The 25,133-nt window shown below is 73.3% G+C and carries 28 protein-coding genes; 15 read left to right on the top strand and 13 right to left on the bottom strand.

Annotated elements, in window-relative coordinates; genetic code table 11:
* Positions 1-307 precede the first annotated feature (307 nt).
* On the top strand, positions 308-1,189 hold the full coding sequence (locus tag O4U47_RS04115) for a methyltransferase domain-containing protein (protein ID WP_408638924.1): 882 nt from the start codon (positions 308-310) through the stop codon (positions 1,187-1,189).
* A gap of 37 nt (positions 1,190-1,226) precedes the next feature.
* Here the strand turns inward: O4U47_RS04115 and O4U47_RS04110 are convergent, their stop codons facing one another.
* The 5 genes from O4U47_RS04110 to O4U47_RS04090 form a co-directional block, all read right to left on the bottom strand.
* A complete protein-coding gene (locus O4U47_RS04110) occupies positions 1,227-2,261 on the bottom strand; it encodes a DUF6891 domain-containing protein (protein WP_270676176.1) in 1,035 nt (344 codons plus the stop codon).
* Positions 2,262-2,444: 183 nt separating this feature from the next.
* Entirely contained in the window at positions 2,445-4,055 is a 1,611-nt protein-coding gene (gene thiC, locus O4U47_RS04105) for a phosphomethylpyrimidine synthase ThiC (protein ID WP_270676279.1), read from the bottom strand.
* Positions 4,056-4,343: 288 nt separating this feature from the next.
* Positions 4,344-5,207 (bottom strand): SOS response-associated peptidase, encoded by an 864-nt coding sequence (locus O4U47_RS04100; RefSeq protein WP_270676175.1) that lies wholly within the window; start codon positions 5,205-5,207, stop codon positions 4,344-4,346.
* Positions 5,208-5,275: 68 nt separating this feature from the next.
* Positions 5,276-5,461 (bottom strand): DUF397 domain-containing protein, encoded by a 186-nt coding sequence (locus tag O4U47_RS04095; RefSeq protein WP_270676174.1) that lies wholly within the window; start codon positions 5,459-5,461, stop codon positions 5,276-5,278.
* The gene (locus O4U47_RS04090) at positions 5,458-6,279 is read right to left on the bottom strand and encodes a helix-turn-helix domain-containing protein (protein ID WP_270676173.1); all 822 of its coding nucleotides are present in this window, start codon (positions 6,277-6,279) and stop codon (positions 5,458-5,460) included. The genes O4U47_RS04095 and O4U47_RS04090 overlap by 4 nt, the downstream gene beginning before the upstream one ends.
* A 406-nt stretch (positions 6,280-6,685) precedes the next feature.
* Between O4U47_RS04090 and O4U47_RS04085 the strand changes: the two genes are divergently transcribed.
* From O4U47_RS04085 to O4U47_RS04070, 4 genes are all read left to right on the top strand, one after another.
* Positions 6,686-7,000 (top strand): hypothetical protein, encoded by a 315-nt coding sequence (locus tag O4U47_RS04085; protein WP_270676172.1) that lies wholly within the window; start codon positions 6,686-6,688, stop codon positions 6,998-7,000.
* Positions 7,001-7,261: 261 nt separating this feature from the next.
* The gene (locus O4U47_RS04080) at positions 7,262-8,248 is read left to right on the top strand and encodes an ATP-binding cassette domain-containing protein (protein ID WP_270676171.1); all 987 of its coding nucleotides are present in this window, start codon (positions 7,262-7,264) and stop codon (positions 8,246-8,248) included.
* Positions 8,245-9,060 carry an ABC transporter permease gene (locus O4U47_RS04075; protein WP_270676170.1) on the top strand — a complete coding sequence of 272 codons (816 nt, stop codon included), beginning with the start codon at positions 8,245-8,247 and terminating at the stop codon, positions 9,058-9,060. Before O4U47_RS04080 ends, O4U47_RS04075 begins: the two co-directional genes overlap by 4 nt.
* A gap of 71 nt (positions 9,061-9,131) precedes the next feature.
* Entirely contained in the window at positions 9,132-9,548 is a 417-nt protein-coding gene (locus tag O4U47_RS04070; protein ID WP_270676169.1) for a TIGR03668 family PPOX class F420-dependent oxidoreductase, read from the top strand.
* 177 nt (positions 9,549-9,725) lie between these two features.
* Here O4U47_RS04070 and O4U47_RS04065 read toward each other — a convergent pair whose 3' ends face one another.
* A complete protein-coding gene (locus O4U47_RS04065; RefSeq protein ID WP_270676168.1) occupies positions 9,726-9,962 on the bottom strand; it encodes a GntR family transcriptional regulator in 237 nt (78 codons plus the stop codon).
* Positions 9,963-10,145: 183 nt separating this feature from the next.
* On the opposite strand from O4U47_RS04065, the gene O4U47_RS04060 reads away from it, so the two are divergent.
* Both O4U47_RS04060 and O4U47_RS04055 read left to right on the top strand, forming a co-directional pair.
* Complete coding sequence (locus tag O4U47_RS04060; protein ID WP_270676167.1) at positions 10,146-10,547, top strand: hypothetical protein; 402 nt, start codon at positions 10,146-10,148, stop codon at positions 10,545-10,547.
* Between the two features lie 185 nt (positions 10,548-10,732).
* On the top strand, positions 10,733-11,500 hold the full coding sequence (locus tag O4U47_RS04055; RefSeq protein ID WP_270676166.1) for a VOC family protein: 768 nt from the start codon (positions 10,733-10,735) through the stop codon (positions 11,498-11,500).
* Positions 11,501-11,550: 50 nt separating this feature from the next.
* Here the strand turns inward: O4U47_RS04055 and O4U47_RS04050 are convergent, their stop codons facing one another.
* The 3 genes from O4U47_RS04050 to O4U47_RS04040 all read right to left on the bottom strand — a co-directional run bounded on the left by O4U47_RS04050 (position 11,551) and on the right by O4U47_RS04040 (position 13,368).
* Positions 11,551-12,006, bottom strand: a complete 456-nt coding sequence (locus O4U47_RS04050; RefSeq protein ID WP_270676165.1) for a DUF1801 domain-containing protein — start codon at positions 12,004-12,006, stop codon at positions 11,551-11,553.
* 108 nt (positions 12,007-12,114) lie between these two features.
* Positions 12,115-12,549, bottom strand: a complete 435-nt coding sequence (locus O4U47_RS04045; protein ID WP_270676164.1) for a hypothetical protein — start codon at positions 12,547-12,549, stop codon at positions 12,115-12,117.
* 84 nt (positions 12,550-12,633) lie between these two features.
* Positions 12,634-13,368, bottom strand: a complete 735-nt coding sequence (locus tag O4U47_RS04040) for a hypothetical protein (RefSeq protein WP_270676163.1) — start codon at positions 13,366-13,368, stop codon at positions 12,634-12,636.
* Between the two features lie 497 nt (positions 13,369-13,865).
* On the opposite strand from O4U47_RS04040, the gene O4U47_RS04035 reads away from it, so the two are divergent.
* On the top strand, positions 13,866-14,771 hold the full coding sequence (locus O4U47_RS04035; protein WP_270676162.1) for an ArsR family transcriptional regulator: 906 nt from the start codon (positions 13,866-13,868) through the stop codon (positions 14,769-14,771).
* Positions 14,772-14,814: 43 nt separating this feature from the next.
* Here the strand turns inward: O4U47_RS04035 and O4U47_RS04030 are convergent, their stop codons facing one another.
* Positions 14,815-15,312 carry an OsmC family protein gene (locus O4U47_RS04030; RefSeq protein WP_270676161.1) on the bottom strand — a complete coding sequence of 166 codons (498 nt, stop codon included), beginning with the start codon at positions 15,310-15,312 and terminating at the stop codon, positions 14,815-14,817.
* A gap of 118 nt (positions 15,313-15,430) precedes the next feature.
* On the opposite strand from O4U47_RS04030, the gene aroA reads away from it, so the two are divergent.
* Both aroA and rsgA read left to right on the top strand, forming a co-directional pair.
* A complete protein-coding gene (gene aroA, locus O4U47_RS04025) occupies positions 15,431-16,705 on the top strand; it encodes a 3-phosphoshikimate 1-carboxyvinyltransferase (protein WP_270676160.1) in 1,275 nt (424 codons plus the stop codon).
* Positions 16,702-17,691 (top strand): ribosome small subunit-dependent GTPase A, encoded by a 990-nt coding sequence (gene rsgA, locus O4U47_RS04020; protein ID WP_270676159.1) that lies wholly within the window; start codon positions 16,702-16,704, stop codon positions 17,689-17,691. The genes aroA and rsgA overlap by 4 nt, the downstream gene beginning before the upstream one ends.
* 16 nt (positions 17,692-17,707) lie before the next feature.
* Here the strand turns inward: rsgA and O4U47_RS04015 are convergent, their stop codons facing one another.
* The 3 genes from O4U47_RS04015 to O4U47_RS04005 all read right to left on the bottom strand — a co-directional run bounded on the left by O4U47_RS04015 (position 17,708) and on the right by O4U47_RS04005 (position 19,829).
* Positions 17,708-18,256, bottom strand: coding sequence for a DUF2087 domain-containing protein (locus tag O4U47_RS04015; protein ID WP_408638923.1), 549 nt, complete (start codon positions 18,254-18,256; stop codon positions 17,708-17,710).
* Between the two features lie 65 nt (positions 18,257-18,321).
* On the bottom strand, positions 18,322-19,038 hold the full coding sequence (locus O4U47_RS04010; protein WP_270676157.1) for an HAD family hydrolase: 717 nt from the start codon (positions 19,036-19,038) through the stop codon (positions 18,322-18,324).
* Between the two features lie 179 nt (positions 19,039-19,217).
* Positions 19,218-19,829, bottom strand: a complete 612-nt coding sequence (locus O4U47_RS04005; protein WP_270676156.1) for a TetR/AcrR family transcriptional regulator — start codon at positions 19,827-19,829, stop codon at positions 19,218-19,220.
* 125 nt (positions 19,830-19,954) lie between these two features.
* Between O4U47_RS04005 and hisN the strand changes: the two genes are divergently transcribed.
* The 5 genes from hisN to O4U47_RS03980 all read left to right on the top strand — a co-directional run bounded on the left by hisN (position 19,955) and on the right by O4U47_RS03980 (position 25,006).
* Positions 19,955-20,761 carry a histidinol-phosphatase gene (gene hisN, locus O4U47_RS04000; RefSeq protein ID WP_270676155.1) on the top strand — a complete coding sequence of 269 codons (807 nt, stop codon included), beginning with the start codon at positions 19,955-19,957 and terminating at the stop codon, positions 20,759-20,761.
* Between the two features lie 95 nt (positions 20,762-20,856).
* Positions 20,857-21,399 carry a hypothetical protein gene (locus tag O4U47_RS03995; RefSeq protein WP_270676154.1) on the top strand — a complete coding sequence of 181 codons (543 nt, stop codon included), beginning with the start codon at positions 20,857-20,859 and terminating at the stop codon, positions 21,397-21,399.
* 586 nt (positions 21,400-21,985) lie between these two features.
* Positions 21,986-23,215 (top strand): ABC transporter permease, encoded by a 1,230-nt coding sequence (locus O4U47_RS03990; RefSeq protein WP_270676153.1) that lies wholly within the window; start codon positions 21,986-21,988, stop codon positions 23,213-23,215.
* 58 nt (positions 23,216-23,273) lie between these two features.
* On the top strand, positions 23,274-24,317 hold the full coding sequence (locus tag O4U47_RS03985; protein WP_270676152.1) for an efflux RND transporter periplasmic adaptor subunit: 1,044 nt from the start codon (positions 23,274-23,276) through the stop codon (positions 24,315-24,317).
* Positions 24,317-25,006 (top strand): ABC transporter ATP-binding protein, encoded by a 690-nt coding sequence (locus O4U47_RS03980; RefSeq protein WP_270676151.1) that lies wholly within the window; start codon positions 24,317-24,319, stop codon positions 25,004-25,006. The genes O4U47_RS03985 and O4U47_RS03980 overlap by 1 nt, the downstream gene beginning before the upstream one ends.
* The last annotated feature ends 127 nt before the right edge of the window (positions 25,007-25,133 follow it).

The following is a 25,133-nucleotide window of genomic DNA, read 5'->3' as shown; positions in this document are numbered from 1 at the left end:
CCCGCAGGCCGTGTGGCGGCCTCCCGTTCGAGGACGCCGCAGGTGCCTGTTGCCGCCATGAACGCTTCTGACCTCCCTCGTTGCCTCCGGACGCTCGGGTGGGGGCGCGCCGCGCGCTCCGGGTCGGCGTTCGGCTGCACAGTGCCGGTGCGTGATGGAGGTGCAAACAACGCGTGGGCTCCGCTGATTCCGGGGGACGGAACCGTGCGCGATTCCGCCCGCACCGCCCGCACGGCCCCGCTCCCGCAGGTGATGCGGGCGGCGGCGCGGGTAGGAACCTGTGCAGACGACGTGGGAGAGGAGTGTCGTGCGCCCGTCCTCAGGTTTCGCGGCTTGGACCCCGGCGTCCTCACGGACCGGCGCCCCGACCGGCATCCCGGTCGGCGCCCTCCCTGAGGAGCCTCCGCGCTCCCCTGCCGAACAGTTCGCCGGATCCGATCCGCTCTCGGCGTACTGGCGCTTCTACTGGGCGGTGGCCGGGGCGCAGCTCGCCCGCTGGCTGCCCGCCGAGCCCTCGCGCCTGCTCGACCTGTCCGCCCCCGCGTTCCGCGGGGCCGCCCGGGCCGTGGCCGCCGGGCACGACGTGGTCGCCCTGCTGCCCGCCGCCGAGGACGCCCCCAAGCCCTCGCTGTCGCTGGTCAACGGGCACGCCCCGGCCCCGCGGCCGGGCCGCGAGCCCGGCAGGATGCGGTCGGTGGTGGGCGACCCGGCGGCGCTGCTCGGCTTCGCCACGGAGGGTTTCGACGGGGTCGTGGCCGACGACCGGGTGCTCTCCCGGCAGCTCGCCACCGAGGAGGCCCTCGGGGAGGTCGCCCGGGTGCTGCGGCCCGGCGGCCGGACGCTGCTGTGCGTGGACTCGGTGGTGCTGGGCATGGCCCTGCTCGCCGAGCAGGACTGCTGGCCCGAGCTGAGCTCCGCCCCGTCGGCCGACGTGCTGCTGGTGCCCTGGCCGGACGGGTCGATCACCCGGTGCTTCACCGCCGAGCAGCTCACCGAGCTGCTGTCGGGCGCGGGGCTGGAGGTCGAGTGGATCCGGCCGCGCACCGTGCTGTCGGCCTCGACCGTCGAGGTGATGCTGGGCCGCGACCCGCGGGCGCTGGGCCGGCTGGTGGAGATGGAGCTGCGCGCCGAGGAGTCCGACGACTACGTGGGCGTCCACCTGCTGGCCAGCGCCCGCAAACCGGAGTAGGGGAGGGCGGGGCGCCGCGCGTCGGGGGGTCCTCGTCCTAGGTCCAGGTCTGCGCGCCCTCGACGGCCGCGAGGGGGATGCGGCCGGTGGCGGCGAACGCGGCGACGACCTGCTCGGCCGTGGCCAGGCTGACGTGCGCGCCGGTCCACACCCCCTGCTGCGCGTGCGGGGACTCCATCCACAGGCGCGTCCTGTCGTCCCACCGCATCTGGACGAAGCGCTTCCCCTCCAGGGCCCTGAAGACGATGAAGGAGCCCTCGACGGGGGTGAGCCGGTACATCAGCTCGCGCCACATGCGGTCGGAGACGGCCTCGTGGTGCCCGGCCTGCCGCCGCATGCCCGCCCCGGGATGCGCGTCCCGGTAGAAGGCGCGCAGCACGCCGGGGCCTCCGCCCGCCAGGTCGTCGACGTCCTCCGCCGGCGGGTCGGTCTCCACACCGCTGAACGCGGCCAGCCCGCCGAAACGCCTCCTGCGGGTGTCGAACCCGGCGAGGTCGATCACCTTGGCCGGGGAGCCGTTCCAGGACACCTTCAGCCCTTCGGCCTCCAGCGCACCGACGACCTCCCGCCCGATGGCGGCCTGCTCCTCCGGGTCCTGCCGCCGTTCTTGGGTGAAAACGCCGAAGCGGATGCCAAAGGGGTCCTCTCCCGCCCAGCAGGCATAGCCGCGGGCGTCCGGGAAGTCCCGCCACTCGCCGTTCATCAGGATGTTCGCCTCGGACGCCTCCCAGCCCAGGTCCTCGCGGGCGAGGATCCCCGCCTCGTCCAGGGTGCGGAAGGCGCGGGCGAGCCGTTCGGCGTCGGTCTTCTCCCCGGCGACCGACTCCTGCCATTCGTGGTGCCGGACGAACCGCTCGTTGATGTGGTCCTTCATGACGGCGAGAAGGTCGTCGCGGGGGAGCCCGTCCTGGGCGCCGCGCCCGTCGTCCATGGCGTCGCCGACGGCCTCGTCTCCGAGGCGGCGCAGCACCGTGAGCTGTGTCCCGGCGCCGTGGTCGATGTACATGTCGATGAGGTCCAGGCGGTAGTCGAACAGCTCGCGCGCGCTCGGCAGGGATCGCGGTTCGGTCATGGGGGGGGAGGGCCCTTCAGCCTTAAGGGGGGTGGGGACGCCTTTCAGACGCCACCCCTCCCCCGCGCGTTCCCTCACGCGGGCAGGCCGGGGCGGGCGGCGGGGCGGCACCGTGCCCCGCGCGCCCTCCGTGCGCCGTTCACCCCGGTGCGGGGATGAGCCGTCCCCGCACCGGGGCGGGCCTCAGTCGGCCACCGGCAGGTAGACGCGCTTGCCCTGGTCGGCGAACTCGGCGGACTTGTCGGCCATGCCCTGCTCGATGGCCTCCACCGTGGACAGGCCGTTCTCCTCGGCGTAGCGGCGCACGTCCTGGGTGATCTTCATCGAGCAGAACTTCGGCCCGCACATGGAGCAGAAGTGCGCCGTCTTCGCGGGCTCGGCGGGCAGCGTCTCGTCGTGGTAGGCCTGCGCCGTCTCCGGGTCGAGGGCCAGGTTGAACTGGTCCTGCCAGCGGAACTCGAAGCGGGCCTGGGACAGGGCGTCGTCCCACTCCTGGGCCTTGGGGTGGCCCTTGGCCAGGTCGGCCGCGTGCGCGGCCAGCTTGTAGGTGATGACTCCGGTCTTGACGTCGTCCCGGTTGGGCAGGCCCAGGTGCTCCTTGGGCGTGACGTAGCACAGCATCGCGGTGCCGCTCCAGCCGATCTGGGCCGCGCCGATCGCCGAGGTGATGTGGTCGTAGCCGGGGGCGATGTCGGTGGTCAGCGGGCCCAGGGTGTAGAACGGCGCCTCGCCGCAGAGCTCCTCCTCCAGGCGCACGTTCTCGGCGATCTTGTGCATCGGCACGTGGCCGGGGCCCTCGATCATCACCTGCACGTCGTGCGCGCGGGCGATGTGCGTCAGCTCGCCGAGGGTGCGCAGCTCGGCGAACTGCGCCTCGTCGTTGGCGTCGGCGATGGAGCCGGGCCGCAGGCCGTCGCCCAGCGAGAAGGTGATGTCGTAGGCGCGCAGGATCTCGCAGAGCTCCTCGTAATGGGTGTAGAGGAAGCTCTCCTTGTGGTGGGCCAGGCACCAGGCGGCCATGATGGAGCCGCCGCGCGAGACGATGCCGGTGGTGCGGCGGGCCGTGAGCGGGACGTACCGCAGCAGCACGCCGGCGTGCACCGTCATGTAGTCCACGCCCTGCTCGGCCTGCTCGATGACGGTGTCCCGGTAGACCTCCCAGCTCAGCTTGGCCGGGTCGCCGTCCACCTTCTCCAGGGCCTGGTAGATGGGCACGGTGCCGATGGGCACCGGGGAGTTGCGCAGGATGCGCTCGCGGGTCTCGTGGATGCGCTTGCCGGTGGACAGGTCCATGACGGTGTCGGCGCCCCAGCGGGTGGCCCACACCATCTTCTCGACCTCCTCGGCGACCGAGGAGGTCACCGCGGAATTGCCGATGTTGGCGTTGATCTTGACCAGGAAGTTCTTGCCGATGATCATCGGTTCGGACTCGGGGTGGCACCGGTTGGCGGGGATGACCGCGCGGCCGATGGCCACCTCGGAGCGGACGAACTCGGGGTCGAGGCCCTCGCGGGCGGCGATGAACCGCATCTCGGGGGTGATGGTGCCGGCCTTGGCGTAGGCCAGCTGGGTGACCGCGCCGCCCACCGGCTCCCGGTCGGCGATCCAGTCGGCGCGCGCCGGGGCGAGCCCGGCGTGCACGTCGATGTCGGCGTCGTCGTCGGTGTAGGGGCCGGAGGTGTCGTACAGGTCGAAGTGGGTGCCGTTGCTGAGACCGACCCTGCGCTGGGGAACGCGCAGCACCGACCCGGAATCGGGGTCGGGGACCTCCCGGTAGACCTTCGTCGAGCCCATGATGGGGCCGGTGGTCACGGAGCGTCGGACGTTGTCGAGCGCCGTCAAGGCACGCCTCCCTACGTCGGAATTACCCGAACAGGTTCTGCGGTCGGCGACACCGCCGCCTTCTGGAGGCAGCCGCCCTCTCAGCCCGCCAAGGCGCGAGCTCCCGCGTGTTTGCGATTGTCGAATCACGCACCGTCGTCACGGTGCGCCGCGCGTGGGGCGCGGCGATCATATGACCGGGGCCACCCTAACCGGGGCGGGGCGGCGCGATCCACCCCGGGTCCCCGCCGGGCGCACCGGTCAGAAAAGTGTGCCGTCCCCGCCCGCCGCGGCCGGGGCCGGGGGTTCGAGCAGCTCAGGGCCGTTGTTCTTGATGCTGTTGACGGCGGTGGAGACCTCCCGCACGGCGAACGCGCCGACCGGGGTGGAGGCCATGACGCGCTGCACGTCGGCCAGCCCGGAGGCCGGGTCGAGCCAGGCCGCCCATTCCCGGCGGGGGACGACGACGGGCATGCGCTCGTGGATGTCCTCCAGGCCGCCGGTGGCCTGGGTGGTGACGACGGTGCAGCTCCACACCCAGGCGGCGGGGTCGCCCTCGGGGGCGTCCGGGTCGCGCCAGCGCTCGAACAGCCCGGCCAGGGCCAGCGGCTCGCCGCCGGGGTAGGAGACGGAGAACGGCTTCTTCTTCGCGGAGGCCTTGCGGCGCTTGTGCCCGGGGTCGGTGGAGGGCGAGGTGCCGGGTTCGGCGGTGCCCGGGGCGGCGTCGGGCAGGAGCTGCCACTCGTAGTAGGCGTCGGCGGGCAGCAGGCAGCGGCGGTGGGCGAGGGCGGCGCGGAAGGCGGGCTTCTCGGCGGCGGTCTCCCCGCGCGCGTTGATCATCTTGAAGCCGACGTCGGCGTCCTTGGCCCAGGAGGGGATGAGCCCCCAGCGGAAGGTGGCCAGACTGCGCGGACCGGGCGGGACGCCCCGGGCGGCCTCGTTGGGCGGAGTGCCGAGGACGGCGTGGACGGGCTTGCCCGGGCAGATGTTGTAGTCCGGTTCCAGCTCTTCGAGGGGCGGCCGGGAACGGGGGTCGGCCGGGGCCGAGGGGTCGGGCACCTCGGCGAAGTCGAAGGCGAGCTGGAGCTCGTGGGCGTTCCCGGCCCTGGCGAAACGTCCGCACATGGGAACAAGTCTGGCACTGAACGGAGAGGAGCGCGCGCGGCCCCGGCGAAGACCGGGACCGCGGGGCGTCAGAGTTCCCGGTCGCGGACGCAGACCAGGAAGGCGGCCCACTCAGGAGCAGAGAACCCAAGGTGCCCGAGGTCCCTGTTCTGAGTGTCGCGCACGCGGACGGACTCTGCTTCAGCCACCTCGACACAGCTCCCCGACGAGCCGCTATAGCTGCTCTTGTGCCACGAAGTCTCGTCGCTCGTCATTGGAACTTCGTCCTCGCCTTCATGATCTGATCCAGCGCATCAGTGGTCGGCCGAGAAGCTGCCTGGAGCGCACCGAAGACTATCTCGCAATGCCGAAGCTTCTCAGGCTCGGTGTCATCGATGATCTTCTCACCGGTCATGTACTCCGCCGACACGATCGTTGGCCGGTCAGGAAAGCGATAGAGACGGAAGGGACCGTCCCTACCAGGAGCGGCAGGCGCGTCCGTGGGGAGTATCTGGAGGTAGATCTTGCCATCCTCGACTAGGGCCGAGAGGTGGCCAAGCTGCTCGGCCATGCATGTGTCCGGTCCCACTGGGCCGGTCAGCACACTGGCGCCCAGCACGAACCACAGGAGCGGGCATTGGTCGTCCTCCAGAAGCTCCCAACGGACGACGCGCGCCTCGATCATGCGCTCCACCTCGACCGCCCGCGCCCCGGGTCTTGATGCCCGAAACAGCGACCTGGCGTACGACCTGGTCTGGAGGAGGCCGGGGATGAGAAGCGGCTGGAACTCTCGGATCTCCGAAGCGGAGCGTTCCAGTTCAGGGACTCGGTAGAACCAATCAGGCAGCCTTTCCGGGGCGCTCATGCGAGTCCATGTACGGACCACCTCGTTGCCGGCCCCCAGGAACTCATCAAGGTTCACCGCGTGTTCTCGCAGGCAGAACCGCTTTCCACGCTCGATCGACGAGTACATGGTCGGTGAGAGACCGACGGCCTTGGCCGTCGCCGCCCCTGTTTTCCCTCTGCGCTCTCGCATCCTCCGCAGCTCGTCACCGAACGTGGCCCACTCGGGCTTGGACTTGCGGTCCGCCATGGCGCCCTCCACCAGCTCGCCTCAAGTATGCACCGCACTACTCCAGGTGTTCACCGGATTCACCAAACCCGCACCAATATCGGCTACGCGGTGAAAGCGCTGGTCCTCAGCAGGCGACTCGCTTCACGGTGGTCGGCATAGGAACACGCATCCACCCGACCTACACCGGCATCAGAGGTGGAGACACCAAGACCCCCGCGACGGTTGCAGCCGTCCGGGGGCGTGGCCACCATCTACAACGGAGCTGACGACAGATGGACCATATCCGCCGGAACCACCCTCCCGCACCCCGTGTTCGCCGCTACGTCCTCACCTGTCTCACCTGTGAAGTCGACCGCGCGATCGCCGCCGTCCACCGCTCGCGGGACCTGCACCGGGTCCTGGCCGCCCTCCGGGGAGGCCTCCGATGAACGGCGAGCGCGACCCCCTCCTCGAACTCCTCCGCACCTACTACGGCCACCGGTGGTCCATCCGCCGCACGAACAACCTCTGGATCGCCACCGCCCGCGACCGCGACGCCGACCACGCCCCCACCCTCGTCCAGCCCGAGGTCAACCGCTTCCTCGCCGAACTCGACGACCCGCCTCCGCGTGCCGCCCGCCCCTACCGCTCACTTCTCGACGCCGACCACCTCTCCCACCGCTCCCACGACCTCGCCGACGGCGTCCGCCTCTTCACCGACCGCCGCCCGGACGAGGAGCCTCCGAACCCGCAGCGGTGACGGGCGGCCCGCATTGCCCGCGTCCATTCCCGCCACCCTCCGGAGCCTGAAGAATTTTCCTCGAAGCCACGTTCACATTTCGCCGTTTCCGCAGGTCAGAGTAAACGTGAACGTGGTCTTCGTGTTTGCTTTCCCGGATTCCGCGGGTGAGAATCAAGGCCCTTCCGAGCCGAGCACCCCCTGAACGGGGGCCTTCGCCGTGCCGGGAAGCGGGCGCGGACCCGCTCGATGTCTCCTACGAGCCACCCCCGAGGAGGGGCCATGATCCATGCCCGAAAACTGTCGAGGACCTTCACGCGCAAGCGCGGGAAGGAGCGCGTCGAGGCCGTCCGGGGCCTCGACCTGGACGTGGAGGCCGGCACGCTGTTGGCCTTCCTCGGCCCCAACGGGGCCGGAAAGTCGACCACCCTGCGGATGCTCACCACCCTTCTCCCGCCGACCTCGGGGAGCGCGACGGTCGCCGGAGGCGACATCGCCGGGGACCCCTCGGCGGTGCGGCGCCGGATCGGCTATGTGAGCCAGAAGAACGCCGCCTCCGACCACCACCGGGTCCGCGACGAGCTGGTGGCGCAGGGCAAGGCCTACGGAATGACCCGGGCGCGGGCCAAGGAGCGCGCGGACGAACTCCTCGACCGGCTGGAACTCCGGGAACTCGCGGACCGGACGCCGACCACGCTCTCGGGCGGACAGCGGCGCCGGGTCGACATCGCCCTGGGGCTGGTGCACGCCCCCGAGCTGCTGTTCCTGGACGAGCCGTCGACCGGCCTGGACCCGCACAGCCGGGCGGAGGTCTGGGAGTTCATTCTGCGCCTGCGCGAGGAGAGCGGCATGACGCTGTTCCTCACCACGCACTACCTGGAGGAGGCCGACACCATGGCCGAGCGGGTGGTGATCGTGGACCGGGGACGGACGATCGCCGATGGGACCGCCGACGAGCTCAAGGCGGAACTCGCGGGCGACCGGATCGACCTGGGGCTCCGTGACACGAGCGACGCCGCGCGCGCGAACGGCGTCGCCGCCCGCTTCGCCTCCGCCCCGGCGGACCCGTCACCCACCCCTTCCGGCACCGCCGACCCCACCGTGCGCATCCCCGTCCCGAACGCGGACTCGGCCCTACCGGAGGTGCTGGCCGCGATGGAGGGGGCCGGGGTCAAGGTCGCCACCGCACGCGGGGTGCGCCCGACCCTGGACGACGTGTTCCTGGCCCTGACCGGCCGGAGCCTGACCGAAGAGGAGCCCACCGAATGACCGTCCGCACCGCCTCCCTCCCGCCCGCCCCCGTTCCCGCCCGTTCGCCCGCGGCGTCCTTCTCCCGCGATGTCGCGACCGTCTTCACCCGCGAGATCACCCCCTCGGTACGGGACCCGCTGGGGCTGCTGTTCACGATGGCGCAGCCGCTGCTGCTCCTGTTCTTCTTCGGCCCGCTCCTGGGAGGCGTCGGCGCCGGCGGGGGCGGCGGGTCGTGGCAGTGGTTCGTCCCCGGCGTGCTGGTGATGCTGACCCTGTTCGGCCCGATGATGGCCGGTTACAACCTGCTGGTGGAGCTCCTGGGCGGCGCGATGGAGCGCATGCTGGTCAGCCCCATGAACCGGACGGCGATGCTGATCGGCAGGACGCTGAAGGAGTTCGCGGTGCTGCTGGTGCAGGCCGTGCTGATCGTGCTGCTGGCGGTCCCGATGGGGTTCGAGCTGTACCCGCTGGGGCTGCTGGCGGGCCTGCTCCTGCTGGCCGTGTTCGGTGTGGGGCTGGGTTCGCTGTCGTTCCTGCTGGCGATGAAGTCGGCCCCGAGCGGGGAGCTGTTCTACGGGGTGACACAACTGGCGGTGTTCCCGCTGATGCTGCTGTCGGGGGTGCTGCTCCCGATGGACTTCGGGCCGCAGTGGCTGCAGACGGTGGCGATGGTGAACCCGGTGACCCACATCGCCGACGCGATGCGGGCCCTGTTCACGGGGTCGTTCACCGACCCGTCGATCGCCTGGGGAGCCCTGTCCGCAGCCGCGGTGGCCGCGGTGGGCCTGACCTTCGGCACCCGGGCGATGCGGAAGGGAGTCGGCGTCTGACCCTGTGACCGGCGAGCGGCCCCGGCCCAGATCTCTGGAGCCGGGGCCGCCGCGCGTGCGAAGGTCGGAGGGTGCGGTGGACATCCGAACGGGCCCGGAAGGCCTTCATGGAGAGCCGTGTGGCGCGCTTGTCCACCGTCTCCGCGGACGGGCGGCCGCACTGCGTTCCGGTGACGTTCGCGGTCGACCGCGACACCGTCGTGATCGCCGTCGACCACAAGCCCAAGTCGACCGTGAACGTGAAGCGCCTGGCGAACATCAGGCAGAACCCGAAGGTGTGCCTGCTTGTGGACGTGTACTCGGACGACTGGTCCCAGCTCTGGTGGGCACGGGCGGACGGCACGGCACAGGTCGTCTCCGAGGGCGAGGAGCGCGAGCACGCGCTCGACCTGTTGGAGGCGCGGTACGCCCAATACTCCGGCAGACGCCCGGAAGGACCGGTCATCCTGATCCGGGTGGCCCGGTGGTCGGGCTGGTCCTTCCGCTAGGGCGTGTTTCTCGGAGGCTTTTCGATCAGCGAGCGGCCGTCCCGGGCGGCGCTCGCAAGACGGGGCGCGAAGTTCATCCTGGTTGGCTGCTCGAGCGTCCCGGCGCAGCGAGCGTCGTCCTGGTGGTCGCGAGCCGAAAATGATCCGAGAAACACGCCCTAGCCGGGGCGGACGGGATCACTCCTCCCCGGCGACGAACGTGCCCTTTCCGCGCACCGTCACGGTGAGCCCTCGATCGTTCAGGAGCTTCACGGCCGCTCTCGCGGTCGGCCGGGACACAGAGAACTCCTCGCACAGTGCAGCCTCGGACGGGATCCTGCGTCGGGATTCATACGTCCCGTCCGTGATGCGGGCGCCCAGTACGGCTGCGATCTGCTCGTACAGCGGTTCCGGGCCATCGAGATCGATCTCCATGCAACGACACTATTCACCCTCAAACAATGTATTCCGTCCTACGACGTCAGATGACAGGTGCTTACAAGTGGGCTAACCTGGCGCCCCGACGGTCATCCACAGGCTCACGCGCTACCCCGCTCGACAGCCACACCACGGTTAGCCTGTGAGCACCTACTTCCCCGATGGAAGGGGACATCCCCGATGCGCAAGCTCGAACGACGGCTCGCCAACCTCGAAGCCGCCTTCGTCGAACACTCTCTGGACAAGAAGAGCATCCAGGCCTACCAGGCCAACACCGACGACCGGATCAACTCGCTCGCCGACGCCTTCATGGAGCACCGCCGCGAGACCCGGGAGGGGTTCCGGCAGGTCAACCTCCGATTCGACGCGATGGACGCGCGGCTCGGGTCGGTCGAAGGACGCCTCGATTCGGTGGGGAACCGACTCGGCTCTCTCGAAAGCGATGTGGCCACCCTCAAGAGCGACGTGGCCACCCTCAAGAGCGACGTGGCCACCCTCAAGAGCGACGTGGCCACCCTCAAGACACAGATGAGCGACACGCAGGACATGGTCGCCCGCATCGTCGCCCACTTGGGCGCCTGACCGGCCGCGGGGTGGCCCCGCCCCCGGCGCGGCCACCCGCTTCCTCCGCCCGGGCCGCCGAGAAGGCGCGCCCAGCACGGTCCCGTCCGTCACCCGCGCGTCTACCGGAAAACGTCACCGGTCCCGCTTAGCATCCGGGGCATCGGCCGCCGATGGCGAACGGCGACAGCGGACGGAGACCGACGATGACGACGGAACCCAAGGTCAACGGCCCCTGCTGGGTCGAGCTGGGGGCCACGGACATCCCCCGGCAAGGGGACTTCTACGGCCGGGTGTTCGGCTGGGACACCGCCACCGACCCCCGCCCCGAGGCCGGCGGGTACACCATCGCCTCGCTCGGCGGCCGCCGCGTCGCCGCCATCACCCCCCTCTACGGGGATGAGCAGCCGGTCGCCTGGAACGTCTCGTTCCGGGTGGAGGACATCGGCGCCGCGCTCGACACGGTCCGCGGGCTCGGGGGCGCGGCCGTGTTCGGGCCCGTCGACGTCTTCGACGAAGGCCGCTTCGCCGTCGCCGCCGACCCCGCGGGCGCCGTCTTCCAGCTCTGGCAGGCCGAGGACTTCGCCGGGGCCCAGATCATGGGCGAGCCCGGTTCGCTGTGCTGGGTCGACCTGCACACCCGCGACGTCGCCGCCGCCTCCGACTTCTACGGCCGCCTCTTCGGCTGGGAGTTCGGCGGGGGCTCCGGCTACCGGGTCCTCTCCCTGGACGGCACCCCCTTCGGCGGCGTCTTCGACCAGGGATCGGACGAGGGCTACCCGAAGGAGATCCCGCCGCACTGGCTCCCCTCCTTCGCGACGGCCGACATCGAGGGCACCGTCGCCAAGGCGGCCGCGGCCGGGGGCGCCACCGTCATGCCGCCCATGCGCATGCCCGGCGGCGTCACCGCCGCCGCCCTCACCGACCCCGAGGGGGCCGGCTTCGGCCTGATGCAGACCCCGGGCGGTGAGTGACCCGCCCGGAGGCGACGCGGCCGCCGGCGCCTGAGAGGGCACCGGCGGCCCTATGCCCCGGCCCCTCCTCGGGCCCGGAGGCGCTCGTGGCGGGCGATGAACTCCTCGACCGGCCACCGGGCGACCCACCGCCCCACCACGTCGAGCGGGACGTCGTCGAGCCGCTTGAACCGTACGCACGCCTTGCCCATGTCCAGGCGCTTGCCCGTCGCCCGCCACTCCTCGCGGAACTCGTCCTGCTCAGGCCCGTAGACCCCCATCAAGTACAGGGCGTTGTGGTTCTTCTGCGCGGCCAGCGCCACATAACCCAGCGGGCGGCCGTTGTAGGTCTCCGGGTAGCGCTCCAGGGGGACGTGGTAGCCGATCATCCCGAAGTCCATGCCCTCCTCGTACCCCTCGGGCAGGTTGTCGAGGATGGTGCGCCGCACTTCGGCCAGCACCGCCCTGCGCTCCTCGCCGAGCCCGGCGAGGTACTCCTCCGGTGTCGCCGCGTCGCTCGTGGCCATGCCGCCGATCCTAGGTGGGCCCCGGCGCCCGGCCGAGGGGGCGCGCGGGCGCCGGGGGCGGTCCGCACAACGCCCGGAGCGGCCGGGGCGGCCGCTCCGGTCATCGCGCTAGGGGAGGTTGGTCCACTGGTGGGAGGAGATGTTGTTGTTGAGCGCCTGCCCGGAGCCCGCGCCCGTGTTCGCGTCGAAGTCCCACTTGCGCAGGTCGTTCAGCGCGACGCCGTTGTAGACGCCCCGGCGCGCGCCGGAGTGGTTGAGGCCCCAGTAGACCCAGACGTCGTCGTAGTTGCCCGGGTAGCCGTTGTTCCAGAGCGACGAGACGCGGTTGCGGCAGACGCCCCAGTCGCCGGAGTTGCCCTTCCACGAGTCGCACCAGCCGGCCCCGTTGTAGCCGGTGTAGACGTGCAGGTAGCCGTCGGCCTGCGCCTCGGCCTGGGCCGGCGCGGCCTGGGGCGCCGCCTCCTCGGCCTGGGCGGCGGGGGCGGACAGGAGGGTCGCCGCGGCGACCGCGCCGGTCACGGCGAGCATGCGCTTGATGGCCATCGTTCTCTCCTTCGCGTGTTCCTCGTCCGGTTCCTCTGCCGGCCTGTCGCCGGCCCCTCTGACGGCCGGGGGCGCGCCCCCGGCTCACGCCTGCCCGGCCCCCTCCTCCGATTCGCCGGTCACGGAGTGGGCCCGGGGCAGGGCGTCCAGCTGCAGCCGGCGCCGGGTCTCCACGGCGGAGCGGTACTCGCGCCGGAGCTCGTCGCCGTACTGCCGGTCCAGTTCGTCGGCCGTCTCGCCCAGGCCGGTCTCCTGGGCGCATTCGGCCTCGTCGACCGCCAGGGCGGTCTCCTCGTCCTCGGGAAGGGGGTCGTCCGGCGGCGGGAGCGACCGGCGGACCTCCATCGGGGTCGCGTAGTCGTGGCCCGCCTCCGACATGCACGCCGACCAGGAGGCGGCGGCCTCCTCATAGGCCGGGTCGCCCACGACGCGGTCGCGCCGCATGCCCTCCAGGGCGTCGACGGTGGTCGTGGCCTGGAACCACGCCTGCAGGTCCCCGTACAGCTCGCGCTGGGCCTGTGAGCGGCACCCCTGGTCGCTGCGGCCGAGCTCCATCCCGTCGGGGGTGGTGGCCTCGATGCCGACCGGGCTCGGCCCGTTGGCGGCGCGCAGCGCCTCCCGCCTCCGGTCCTCGGGAAGGGCATTGAAATAGCGCTGGTTGGGGTCCTCTTCGCGGAGTTCGGCGACCTCTCTCCGCAGCCCCGAACCGTAGCCGTGTTCGGCCGCCCATTCCGGGTCGTCGATAACATAGGGGAACTTCCCGATTTCGGCCGGGGTCTCGTCCTCGACGATCCGGTATTCGAAACCGTGATCCTTCATGCATTCACGGAGGAGGATCTCCTCAGCGCGTCCGAGGAGCCTTTCCTCTCCGTCCGTCACGGCGCGCGGATCCCCCTGTACGCCTCCCGGCCCGCCCCCGTGGGCCGAGCACGCGGCCACCGCCCCCGAGCCCATGAGGAGCGCCAACGCGGCCGGAGCGGCCGTGCGCACCGCCCTGCGCACCCCCGCGCGCACCGCGGCGCGCGCTGGGCCGGGCACGGGCGCGGCGGACTTCCGCGCCGTTCCCATGCGTCCCCCTTCCCATCGGTCCACCCCGCCCCCGAATGAATTCTCGGCGGGGTCGGGGTTCATCCTGGGGACCCGGGGCCCGATACGGGTGTACGTTTTCCTCGACGCGACATCGTGGCCGCCCCCGGCCACACGAATTGGAGATGTCCGACATGTCAGATAAAGGCGGCGGACTGCGTATCCATTTCACCCGGGATGATCTCGCGCGCGTCCGATTGGCGGACGCCCCGGACCCGATGTGGGAGGCCGTGAACAGCCTCCACCTGCTCCAGCACCGGCAGGGCGCGGTGGCCTTCGGCGCCTGGCGGGGGGAGGTGCGCCGAACGCTCGCCGACGGCGGTGCGGATGAGCGGGCGCTGCGCACGCTGCTGGCCCTGGCTCCGAACGCCAGCTACTGCCCGGACTTCCTCACCCCGGCGGACCCCGCCGCCGACCCGGAGGAGGGCATCGAGAACGTGCTGGCCACACCGCGGCCGCGGATCCGGCGGGAGCTGGACATCATGGCCGCGCGGGTACGCGCGCCGACGCCGCCGCTCCCGCTCGCCGAAGGAGGGGCCGGTGCGCTGAAGGCCCTGGGAGACGCCCTGCGGACCTACCGCCGCGGGGCGCTGTCCCCGTACTGGAACCGGGTCCGCGACCATGTGCAGGCCGATCTGCACGGTCGGCTCGGCGCGCTGCGGTCCGCCGGCACCGAAGGGCTCCTGTCCTCGCTCGCCCCGATCCTGCGATGGCGGCCGCCGGTGCTGGAGGCCGATTACCCGTTCGACCGCGAGGTCCACCTCGGCGGGCGCGGCCTGCTGCTGGTGCCCTCGCTCTTCTGCTGGGCCCGCCCGGTGATGCCCGCCGACCCCGCCCTGCCGCCGGTGCTGGTGTACCCGGTCGACCGCGCTCCGGACTGGGCCCACCCGCCGGAGCGCCCGACCGGCCTGGAACCGCTCCTGGGACCGACCCGGGCCCGTCTGCTGGAGCTCGTGGGCGACGGCGGCGGCCGGACGACGACGGGCCTGGCCGGCGTCGCCGCCGTGTCGCCGGCGACGGTCAGCAAGCACCTCAACGTCCTGCGCGACGCGGGCCTGGTCCGCACGCGCCACGAGGGCCGCCGCGCCCTGCACTGGGCCACCGGACTCGGCCGGGACCTGCTGGAGCGCTCCTGAACACGCGGAGCGTCCCGCCGCGACGGGCGGCGGGGCGCACCGCCTACCCCTCCTGCACCCGGATCTCCGGCTCGTTGCGCACCGGGAAGTTGACCGACCGGGCGATGAAGCACGCCGCGTGCGCCTTCTCGTGGAGCGCCTCGGCCTTCCCGACCATGGAGGCCTCCGCCACCGTCACCACCGGGTGCAGCACCACCTCGGTGAACTCCCCGCTGGAGTCGGCGTGGGTGACCATCGTGCCCGTCGCCCGGTCCTCATAGGCCACGACGTTCACGCCCGCGCCCACCGCCAGCGCGAAGTAGGACAGCATGTGGCACTCGCTCAGCGCCGCCACCAGCATGTCCTCGGGGTTCCAGCGCTCCGGGTCGCCCCGGAACGCCTTGTCGGCCGACCCCTTCAGCAGCGGCCGCCCCTCCGCCTCCACGTCGTGGTCGCGCCCGTAGGCCCGGTAGGACGCCGTGCCCTCGCCCCGGTTGCCCGTCCACCGCACGCGCACCTCGTACCCGTGCTCCTTGTCCCGGTGCCGCGTCTCCGCCGCCATCGCCCCGCCCTTTCCTCCGGTCGTACGCCCGCGGTCGTCTGCCCGCGGCGCCAGCTTGGCACGCGCGCGACCTGACGAACCCGGTAGGCCCCCCGCACCCGGCGGCTAGGCTGGTGGCATGCCTGCATCCGCACCGCACTGGCCCGCGCCCACCGCCGAGCACCCCGTGGACGCCGAGGTCGCGCTGCCCGGCTCGAAGTCGATGACCAACCGCGCCCTCGTGCTGGCCGCGCTCTCCGAGACGCCCGCCACCGTGCGCCGCCCGCTGCGCAGCCGCGACACCCGCCTCATGGCCGAGGCCCTGCGCTCCCTGGGCGCCGGGGTGCGCGAGGACGGCGAGGACTGGGCCGTCACCCCCGCCACCCTGCGCGGCCCGGTGCACCTGGACGTGGGCAACGCCGGGACCGTGATGCGGTTCGTGCCCCCGCTCGCCGCCCTCGCCGACGGCGACGTGCGCTTCGACGGCGACCCGCGGGCCCGCGAGCGCCCCGTCGGCCCTCTGCTGCGAGCCCTGCGCGCCCTCGGCGCCGACATCGACGACGGCGGCCGCGGCGCCCTGCCCATGACCGTGCGCGGCACCGGCTCCCTGCGCGGCGGCCCGGTCGAGCTGGACGCCTCGGGCTCCTCCCAGTTCATCTCCGCCCTGCTGCTCAGCGGCGCCCGCTTCACCGAGGGGGTAGAGGTCCGCCACGCCGGCCCGCCCGTGCCCTCCCAGCCCCACCTGGACATGACGGTGGAGATGCTGCGCGAGGCCGGGGTGCGGGTGGACACCGCCGAGCCCGATGTGTGGAAGGTCGCCCCCGGCGCGGTCAAGACCGACGCCGTCACCGTCGAGCCGGACCTGTCCAACGCCGCCCCGTTCCTCGCCGCGGCCCTGGTCACCGGCGGCCGGGTGACCGTGCGCGACTGGCCCCGCCGCACCACCCAGCCCGGCGACGCGCTGCGCGGCCTGTTCACCCGGATGGGCGGCGAGGCCGTGTTCACCGACGCGGGCCTGGAGTTCCGCGGCACCGGCACGGTCCGCGGCATCACCGCCGACCTGCGCGCCGTGGGCGAGCTCACCCCCACGGTCGCCGCGGTCGCCGCCCTGGCCGGCTCCCCCTCCCGGCTGACCGGCATCGCCCACCTGCGCCGGCACGAGACCGACCGCATCGCCGCACTCGTGCGCGAGGTCAACCGCCTGGGCGGGGACGCCGAGGAGCTCCCCGACGGCCTGGTCGTCCGCCCCCGCCCGCTGCACGGGGGCCTGTTCCACAGCTACGAGGACCACCGCATGGCCACCTCCGGCGCCGTCATCGGCCTGGCCGTCCCCGGGGTGGAGGTGGAGGACATCGCCACCACCGGCAAGACCCTGCCCGACTTCCCGGAGCTGTGGGCGGGGGTCGTGGCGTGAGGGGCGGCGGCCGCCACCTGGACGAGGACGACGTCCGCGTCCGCGCGCGGGGGGGATCGCGCCCCCGCACCCGCAAACGCCCCAAGCACGAGGACGCCCGCTCGGCGATGGTGACGGCCGTGGACCGGGGCCGCTACCGCTGCCTGGTCGACGGCCGCGAGGTCACCGCGATGAAGGCCCGCGAGCTGGGCCGCGGCAGCATCGTGGTGGGCGACCGGGTGGCCCTGGTCGGCGACGTGTCCGGAACCCCCGACACGCTGGCCCGCGTGGTGCGGGTGGAGGGCCGCACCTCCGTCCTGCGCCGCACCGCCGACGACACCGACCCGGTGGAGCGGGTGATCGTGGCCAACGCCGACCAGCTGGTGGTGGTCTGCTCGCTCGCCGACCCCGGCCCGCAGCCGCGGCTGATCGACCGCTGCCTGGTCGCCGCCTACGACGCCGGGCTCGACCCGCTGCTGTGCCTGACCAAGTCCGACCTGGCCCGACCCGGCGGCCTGCTGGACGACTACGCCTCGCTGGGCCTGCGCCACGTGGTCACCGAGCACGAGGGCGACCTGTCCGACCTGGAGGCCCTCCTCACCGACCGCGCCAGCGTGCTCGTGGGCTCCTCCGGCGTGGGCAAGTCGACGCTGGTCAACCGGCTGGTCCCGGAGGCCGAGCGGGCGGTGGGCCACGTCAACCCGGTCACCGGCCGCGGCCGCCACACCTCGACGTCGGCGGTGGCGCTGCCCTACCGGGGCGGCTGGATCATCGACACCCCGGGCGTGCGCAGCTTCGGGCTGGCGCACATCGACCCGGACGACGTGGTGGCGGGCTTCCCCGACCTGGAGGAGGCCGTCGCCGAGTGCCCGCCGGGGTGCCCGCACACCGGCGAGGCCGAAGGGTGCGCCCTGGACCTGTGGGCGGCCGGCGGGAGGCTGTCGGAGCAGCGCGTCGCGTCCCTGCGCCGCCTGCTGGCCAGCAGGACGGGCGAGGAGGGGGCCTGACCCCCGCGGCCCCGCCTCACACGTCCACGGTGCCCCCGCACCTCCAGTAGCGGGCGCTGTCTCGGTCCAGGAAGCCCTCGTCGACCAGGGCCCGGCGCAGGGACGCGTGGTCGGAGTGGAACGCCCGCAGCACCGCGTTCACCTCGGGCTCGCTGTAGCGCACCCCGGGCTCGAACGCGCGGGCCACGTGGTCCAGGACCACCAACCGCTTCGCCCGCTGCACCGGAAGCGCCACGATGCGGCCCTCCCGCAGGAACGACCGCAGCACCTTGGCCTCCTCGCGGCCCGCGCCCTCGGGCGCCGGGTCCTCGGCGCGGGACTCGGCCGCACGGGCCACCGCCTCGCGCAGCGCCTCGGGCCGGGGCAGCCACCCGCCCTCCTCGCGCACGGCGACGCCGCCGCGCTCCAGCCTCTCCAGGGCCGCCAGCGCGTCCCTGGCCGGCATCCCGGTGCGGTCGGCGACCTCCTCCCCCGTGCGGGCGCCGAGCACGAGCGCCGACAGCGCGCGCAGCCGGTCCGGGGCGCTGAGGAGCCCGAGCAGGCGGAGTGCGTCAGGGTCGGACATGGCCCCCATGCAAGCAGAGGCCGCGCGGGACGTCACCCGCTTTTCCGGTCGCCCGCCGCCGCCCGTCACACCGCTTCGTCCCCCGATCGCACACCCAGCTCGTCGAGGCGCGCCAGCAGGTCGGCCGGGTCGGTGTAGACCCGGTAGGCGCCGGTGCGCTCCAGTTCGTCGCGGCCGTACCCGCCGGAGAGCAGCCCCACCCCGAGCGCCCCGGCGCGGCGGGCGGCCAGCAGGTCCCACACGCTGTCGCCGACGACCATGGTCTGCCGCGGGTCGGCGCCCAGCCGGTCGGCGGCGGCCAGGAACAGGTCGGGGTCGGGCTTGGCGAACCGCACCTGGTCGCGGGTGACCATGACGGTGTCCTCGGGCAGCCCGAGGAGCTCCAGGGCGTGCCCGGCGGTGCGGCGCTGCCCGCTGGTGGCGATGGCCCAGGGGATGCCCCGGTCGGTCAGGGTGCGCAGCAGTTCCACCGCGCCGGGCAGGGGGACCACCGACGCCCGCTGTTTGAGGTACTCCTCGGCGTGCGCCCGCTGCACCTCCTCGACCTGCTCGGCCGTGAGCTTGAGGCCGGTCTCCCGCATGAGGGCGTTGACGAACAGCCCGCCGCTCATCCCGATGCGCCGGTGGATGCGCCAGACGGCCAGGTCGATCCCGGCCTCGGCGAGCGCGTTCCGCCAGGCGATGACGTGCTGGTACACGCTGTCGATGAGGGTGCCGTCGAGGTCGAACAGGAGTGCGGGCGCCGCGGGGCGGGGCGGCGGCGCGGTCGTCGTTTCGCTCACCCTGCCAGTCTCATCCCGAAGGGGAGAAAAAGGAAACCGCCGCTCCGCCCTTGCGGGACCGCCGAAGGGCCGTCGGAGGGCCGGGGCCGGCCGGTGTCGGGGGGCGCGTCCTCGGGATCTCGATCCGACCCGGTCAGCGCCCCGGCCGGCGTCCCGCCCGTCCGGCGGTCGCCGTCGTCTCAGGCGGTCTCGCGCACCGGACCGGCCAGGGCGCGGGCCACCGCCTCGACGCGGGACGCCGCCACCTCGGGGTCGGTCGGCGACACCACGTAGGAGACCATGAGCCGGGCGGAGACCTCCACCAGCACCTCGCCCCGCTCCCCCAGGCGCGGGTGGTGGCGGCGCAGGTAGGCGTTCATCCGCTCCTGCAGCGCCAGGTGCAGCGGCCGGGAGCGGGTGGTCAGCACCGGCAGCAGCTCCCCTTCGCCGGTGATCACCGCGCGCACCAGCGGGTTCTCCGCCGAGGCGCGCAGCGTCCACAGCGCCGCCTCGCGGACCGCCTCGGCCGGGTCGCCCGGGTGGCCGGAGACGATCGCCTCGGTGCGGTCCAGGAAGCGGTCGGCCTCGCGGATGACCACCGCCTGCAGCAGCCCCTCCTTGGCCCCGAACTCGTTGTACAGCGTCTGCCGGGACACGCCCGCGTTCGCCGCGATGTCGGCCATCCGCATGCGCGTCCACCCGCCCGCGACCACGGCTGCGTAGGCGGCGTCCAGCAGCCGCTCGCGGACGTCGCCCTGTCGGGGGGCGCCCGCCGCCGGGGGCGCCGCGGGGAAGGATGCTTCGGAGGCCATGGGGCCATGGTGCCATCCCGGCCCCTCGGGAAGAGGGGCCCAGGTCGCGCCCCGCGGCGCGGATCCTCCGTGCGCGGGGGTGCCGGACTGCCGCGGGGCGTGCGGGGACGGTAGCGTTACCGGCCATGGCGTCCTTTGACGATGATCTGCGTCTGGCCCACGTCCTGGCGGACGCGGCCGACGACATCTCTCTGCAGCATTTCCGTTCCCTGGATCTGCAGGTGGAGACCAAGCCGGACCTGACCCCCGTGACCGAGGCCGACCGCGCGGTGGAGGAGACGGTCCGCAGCGTCCTGTCCCGCGCGCGCCCGCGCGACGCGGTCGTGGGCGAGGAGTACGGGAAGACCGGCAACAGCCACCGCGTGTGGGTGATCGACCCCATCGACGGCACGAAGAACTACGTGCGCGGCGTCCCCGTGTGGGCGACGATGATCGCGCTCCTGGAGCACGACCGCCCGGTGGTCGGCCTGATCTCGGCCCCGGCGCTGTTCCGCCGGTGGTGGGCCACGCTCGGCGGCGGCACCTGGAACGGGCGCAGCCTGACCAAGGCGACCCGCTGCTGGGTGTCGAAGGTCTCCGAGCTGGATGACGCCTCGCTCTCCTTCTCCGACACGGCCGAATGGGAGGAGCACGGGCGCCTGGAGGCGTTCCTGGGCCTGACCCGCTCGGTGTGGCGCACCCGCGCCTACGGCGACTTCTGGTCGCACGTGATGGTCGCCGAGGGCGCGGTGGACATCGCCGCCGAACCGGAGCTGTCGCTGTGGGACGCCGCGCCGCTGCCGGTCCTGCTGGAGGAGGCCGGGGGCCGCGCCACCGACCTGCGCGGGCAGAACTTCACCGACGGGGGCGCCCTGGTGTGCACCAACGGCGCCCTGCACGACCGCGTGCTGACGTGGCTGAACGGGGGGCCGACGCCGGTCCGCCCGGTCTGAGCCGGACCGGCCCCCGGTCGGGCCGTGGCCCGGCCGCGCCCACCGATTCAGCGGATCGCGATCATACGGTCACTCTCCGTAGTAGATTTCGGTCCGTGCCCGCAGATCACCGTGACGCCCGCCCCGACCGCCGCGCACACCGGCCCGCGGCGGCGGCCGCCCTGGCCGCGGCGTGCGCCCTGGCCGCCGCCGGGTGCGGAACGCCCCGCCCCGACACGGCCGGGCTGGAGGCCCGGATCGCCGCCGACCGCGCCGCCGAGGCCTCGGCGGCCCCGGAGCCCGCCCCGTCCGCGATGCGCTTCGCCCCCGGCTCCGCCGCGTGCGAACCGCGCGCGTCGACCGCCCTGCCCGGCGCGTGGGAGACCTCCGCCCCGCGCGAGCCCGTCGACGGGGATTCGGCGCCAATCGGCCTGCGCGACGCCGAGGGCGGGGCCGACCTGGCGGTCCGCGCCGAGGTCGCCGGGCCCGGCGGCGCCCTCGGCGGCGCCGACGCCCGGGCCGCGGGCGATACCTGGGCCGAACTGGAGTTCCCGGGCGACTTCGGCGCAGCGGCCCCGGAGAAGGGCACCTACACGGTGGTCTGGTCCTCCGCCGAGGACGGCGCGTTCATCTCCTGCGACGGCTTCCGCGTGAAGTGACCCGACGACCGCTCCCGCGGTGATCTCGACGGAAGTGCTGCCGAACCCGCGGCGGTGTCAAGCGGTGGGTGCGGCTACGGGCCGGGCGCCGGGCCCGGGCGACGGCGGCCAGGGACGCGCCCTGGCCCCCCATGTCCTCCAGCACCTGGCCGTGCCCCGGTCCCACGGCCCCGGGGCCGGCCACGCTCCCCCTAGCGACCAGCGCATCTGCACACGTTGCACTGAAGTTGCACTGAACACGGGAAACCACCCGCGATTTCGACAGCACTTCCGTCGAGATCACCGCCAAGCCGTCCCCCTCTCCGCTCGGCCGGATCCGGCCACTCCGCGGCCCTTCCGGGGCGGTGCCCCCGTGCCGCCCTCCGTCCCCGCCCCCGCGCCGCCGCGGACGCGTCGGCGCAGGCCGCGCCGGTCCCCCCGGCGCGCTCGGGGCGGGGCCCACCGCCGCGCCGATCCGGACCGTCCGAAAGACCCGCCCGAATCCCGTGCCACAGCGGGGAACCGCCGCACCCTCCCTCCGCGATGATGTCGTCGGGCCCCTCCGGGTCCACCCCGTCCCCGACCCCGCCGAGGAAGGGCCGCCGGCTTGCTGCGCTCACTCACCTCGGGCCTCGTCCTGGCCTTCGCCGGTTCCCGGGCCAACGTCTCGCGGACCATCCTGTCCTGCGCCGGAATCGTCGTCGGCGTCGCCGCCCTGATCACCGTGGTCACCGCCGGGCACGTCGGCGAGCGCTACGCGGTCGCCTACTCCGAGGCCAACTGGGGCGTCGCCGCCACCTACGACGTCAACCTCCCCCCGGTCGACGACCCCGCCGCCCTGAAGGAGGACCTGCTGCGCGCCGGGGGGCAGGCCGCCGCGATGAACTTCACCCCCCAGTCCGGCATCCGGATGCGCCAGGGGGACCAGGAGGTCCCGGGCGTGCAGTTCACCGTCACCGACCCCGACCTGGACGACATCCGGCGGATGAACCTCACCGAGGGCCGGTGGTTCGAGGAGGGCGACACCGGGTCGCTCGCCCCGGTCGTGGTGCTCACCGACGAGCTGGCCGCGAAGCTGGAGGCCGACGGCGGGTTCGAGGGCCTGCAGATCGGCAGCCGCGCGTGGCGGGACGTACGGGTGGTCGGGGTCGTGGAGGCCACCGCCATGGACTCCTTCGGCGGCGAGGGCGGCACCGCCTACCTGCTCAACTCCCCCGCCTCCGAGGAGATGGCCTTCCCCGAGGGCGCCTCCGAGGCCGCGGGGATGATGGGCGGCCTCCGGTACGCGGTCCGGGTCCCGCCCGGAGAGGACGACCCGGAGGGGTTCAAGGAGCGGCTGGCCGGTGCCGCCTGGCGGTGGGCGCCCGGCGCCGGCGCGCACACCATCGAGGTCTACCGGATGGACGACGCCGCGGCGATCGACGAGGCCATGGGCTACCTGTCGCTGGGGCTGCTGGGCATCGCCGCCATCACCCTGACCACCGGCCTGCTCGGCGTGCTCAACGTGGGCCTGGTGACGGTCCGCGAGCGCCGCCGCGAACTCGCCGTCTACCGCGCGATGGGCGCCGACCGGCTGTCCATGTTCGTCGTGGTGGTCGCCGAGGCGGTGGTGGTGGCCCTGGTCGCCGGGGTGGTCGCGCTGGCACTGTGCTACGGCGCCGCCGGGGTCGCCCACTCCCTGCTCGCCGACCGGCTGCCCGAGGGGGTGGTGATCACCGTCCCGCTCTCCGGGGTGCTGGTGGGGCTGGGGAGCGCGGCCGGGGTGGGCCTGCTCGCGGGGATCATCCCGGCCTGGCGGGCGCTGCGCATCTCCGTCGTGGCGGGCCTGCGGGAATGACGGTCGACCGGAGTGACGAGCGGCCGGGCCGAAGGCCGCGCGAAGAGGAGCGGATCACGTGAGGAAATGGATCATCGTCGCGGCGGTCGCCGTCGTGCTGGTCGGCGGCGCGGGCGGGGCGTGGGCCCTGTGGGGCGGCGACCCCCCTCCGGAGGAGCCCGGCGGGGGTGACGCGCTCTCCGCGGCCTCCGCCTACCCGGTCGAGGTCGGCGACATCACCGACACGGTGGTGCTGGACGCCGTCGTCGAGGAGGACCCCGCCAAGGAGGTCGTCGCCAAGCGCGGGGGCACGGTCACCCGCGTGTGGGTCGGCGAGGGCCAGGAGGTGGAGCAGGGCGCGCCGATCGTCACCGTGCGCGCCCCCGTCGAGGCCCCGCCCGGCGGCGGCGAGGACGCCGACGGCGGGGACGGACCGCGGACGCGCGAGGTGAACCTCACCGCACCGGTCGACGGGAAGGTCACCGGCCTGGGCGACCTGGAGGCCGGGGACCCGGTGGAGCCGGGCGGCGCCGTCGCCTCCATCAGCGGGGGCCGGTACCGCGCGGTCGCCGAGATCCCGCCCAACGACCTGTACCGCTTCTACGACGACCCCGAGGAGATCACCCTCAAGATCGACAAGGGGCCGCCCGCCGAGACCTGCGAGCTGATGTCCCTGGGCGCCAAGGACGCCTCCTCCGACTCCGGCTCCGACGACGGGGGCGGTGAAGGGCCCGAGGGGCTCATGATGCCCGGCTCCGACTCCGGGGGCGGGGAGGCCACCGCCCAGCTCACCTGCCGGGTGCCCGACGACATGAAGGTGTTCGCCGGGGTCACCGGCAAGGTCTCGGTCACCACCGGTTCCTCCGAGGGGGCGCTGCTGGTCCCGGCCACCGCGGTGCGCGGCGGCAGCGAGGAGGGCCAGGTGGTGGTGGTCGGGCCGGACGGCGCCGAGGAGGAGCGCGACGTGGTGCTCGGCATCACCGACGGCGAGATGATCGAGGTCACCGAGGGCCTGAAGGAGGGGGAGCAGGTGCTCGACCCGGTCCCGCTGTCCGAGGAGTTCGACGTTCCCGGCGGCGGGGGCGGCGAGGGGCCCGAGGGCGGCGTGGTGGAGGTCGGCTGATGGGCGCTTCCGATCCGCTGCTGCGCATCAGCGGCCTGCACAAGTCCTTCAGCGTGGACGGCCGGCGCCTGCCGGTGCTGGTCGACTGCGCGCTGGAGGTGGGCCGCGGCGAGGTGGTGGCGATCGTCGGCCGGTCGGGCTCGGGCAAGTCCACGCTGCTGAACATGATCGGGCTGCTGGACCGGGCCGACGGGGGTGAGCACGTCTTCGACGGCGTCGACGTGACGCGGCTGGGCGAGGGCCGCCGGGCGCGGCTGCGCAACACCGGCGTCGGGTTCGTCTTCCAGACCTTCCACCTGCTGGAGCGGCGCACCGCGCTGGCCAACGTGTGCGTGCCGATGGTGCTGGGCGGGGTGCCCGCCGTCCGGCGCCGGGCGCACGGCCGCAGGCTGCTGGAGTCGGTGGGGCTCCGGGACCGGGTGACCTCCCGGCCGCACCAGCTCTCCGGCGGTGAGCAGCAGCGTGTGGCCCTGGCGCGGGCGCTGAGCATGGACCCCGCCATGGTGCTCGCCGACGAGCCCACGGGCGCCCTGGACGGCGCCACGAGCGAGCAGATCATGGACCAGCTCCTGGTGCAGGCCCGCACCCGGGGCACGGCGGTCGTCATCGTCACGCACGAGCCGTCGGTGGCCGCGGCCGCCGACCGCAGGATCGCCATCGAGGAGGGGCGCACGCGCCCGGCCGAGTGAGGCGCCCGCCCGCCGCGGTTCCCCGGGAAACGCGGAAGGGGCCCAGTACCTCGGTACTGGGCCCCTTCGCCGTGGTAGCGGGGACAGGATTTGAACCTGCGACCTCTGGGTTATGAGCCCAGCGAGC

This window comes from Nocardiopsis suaedae (genome assembly GCF_027706745.1).
Classification (GTDB): Bacteria; Actinomycetota; Actinomycetes; order Streptosporangiales; family Streptosporangiaceae; genus Nocardiopsis_A; species Nocardiopsis_A suaedae.
The sequence above is the reverse complement of the archived record's forward strand: the minus strand, read 5'-3'. Positions and strand labels throughout refer to the sequence as shown.

What these genes read in the sequence shown, in the direction of transcription:
- O4U47_RS04005 (WP_270676156.1), bottom strand. Translation starts at nt 19,829, where the DNA reads ATGGCCTCCGAAGCATCCTTCCCCGCGGCGCCCCCGGCGGCGGGCGCC.
- O4U47_RS04040 (WP_270676163.1), bottom strand. Translation starts at nt 13,368, where the DNA reads ATGAAGGATCACGGTTTCGAATACCGGATCGTCGAGGACGAGACCCCG.
- aroA (WP_270676160.1), top strand. Translation starts at nt 15,431, where the DNA reads ATGCCTGCATCCGCACCGCACTGGCCCGCGCCCACCGCCGAGCACCCC.
- thiC (WP_270676279.1), bottom strand. Translation starts at nt 4,055, where the DNA reads ATGGGCTCGACGAAGGTCTACCGGGAGGTCCCCGACCCCGATTCCGGG.
- O4U47_RS04080 (WP_270676171.1), top strand. Translation starts at nt 7,262, where the DNA reads ATGATCCATGCCCGAAAACTGTCGAGGACCTTCACGCGCAAGCGCGGG.
- O4U47_RS04110 (WP_270676176.1), bottom strand. Translation starts at nt 2,261, where the DNA reads ATGACCGAACCGCGATCCCTGCCGAGCGCGCGCGAGCTGTTCGACTAC.
- hisN (WP_270676155.1), top strand. Translation starts at nt 19,955, where the DNA reads ATGGCGTCCTTTGACGATGATCTGCGTCTGGCCCACGTCCTGGCGGAC.
- O4U47_RS04085 (WP_270676172.1), top strand. Translation starts at nt 6,686, where the DNA reads ATGAACGGCGAGCGCGACCCCCTCCTCGAACTCCTCCGCACCTACTAC.
- O4U47_RS03980 (WP_270676151.1), top strand. Translation starts at nt 24,317, where the DNA reads ATGGGCGCTTCCGATCCGCTGCTGCGCATCAGCGGCCTGCACAAGTCC.
- O4U47_RS04050 (WP_270676165.1), bottom strand. Translation starts at nt 12,006, where the DNA reads ATGGCCACGAGCGACGCGGCGACACCGGAGGAGTACCTCGCCGGGCTC.
- O4U47_RS04100 (WP_270676175.1), bottom strand. Translation starts at nt 5,207, where the DNA reads ATGTGCGGACGTTTCGCCAGGGCCGGGAACGCCCACGAGCTCCAGCTC.
- O4U47_RS04055 (WP_270676166.1), top strand. Translation starts at nt 10,733, where the DNA reads ATGACGACGGAACCCAAGGTCAACGGCCCCTGCTGGGTCGAGCTGGGG.
- O4U47_RS04015 (WP_408638923.1), bottom strand. Translation starts at nt 18,256, where the DNA reads ATGTCCGACCCTGACGCACTCCGCCTGCTCGGGCTCCTCAGCGCCCCG.
- O4U47_RS04060 (WP_270676167.1), top strand. Translation starts at nt 10,146, where the DNA reads ATGCGCAAGCTCGAACGACGGCTCGCCAACCTCGAAGCCGCCTTCGTC.
- O4U47_RS04045 (WP_270676164.1), bottom strand. Translation starts at nt 12,549, where the DNA reads ATGGCCATCAAGCGCATGCTCGCCGTGACCGGCGCGGTCGCCGCGGCG.
- O4U47_RS04030 (WP_270676161.1), bottom strand. Translation starts at nt 15,312, where the DNA reads ATGGCGGCGGAGACGCGGCACCGGGACAAGGAGCACGGGTACGAGGTG.
- O4U47_RS04075 (WP_270676170.1), top strand. Translation starts at nt 8,245, where the DNA reads ATGACCGTCCGCACCGCCTCCCTCCCGCCCGCCCCCGTTCCCGCCCGT.
- O4U47_RS04095 (WP_270676174.1), bottom strand. Translation starts at nt 5,461, where the DNA reads ATGACGAGCGACGAGACTTCGTGGCACAAGAGCAGCTATAGCGGCTCG.
- O4U47_RS04090 (WP_270676173.1), bottom strand. Translation starts at nt 6,279, where the DNA reads ATGGCGGACCGCAAGTCCAAGCCCGAGTGGGCCACGTTCGGTGACGAG.
- O4U47_RS04065 (WP_270676168.1), bottom strand. Translation starts at nt 9,962, where the DNA reads ATGGAGATCGATCTCGATGGCCCGGAACCGCTGTACGAGCAGATCGCA.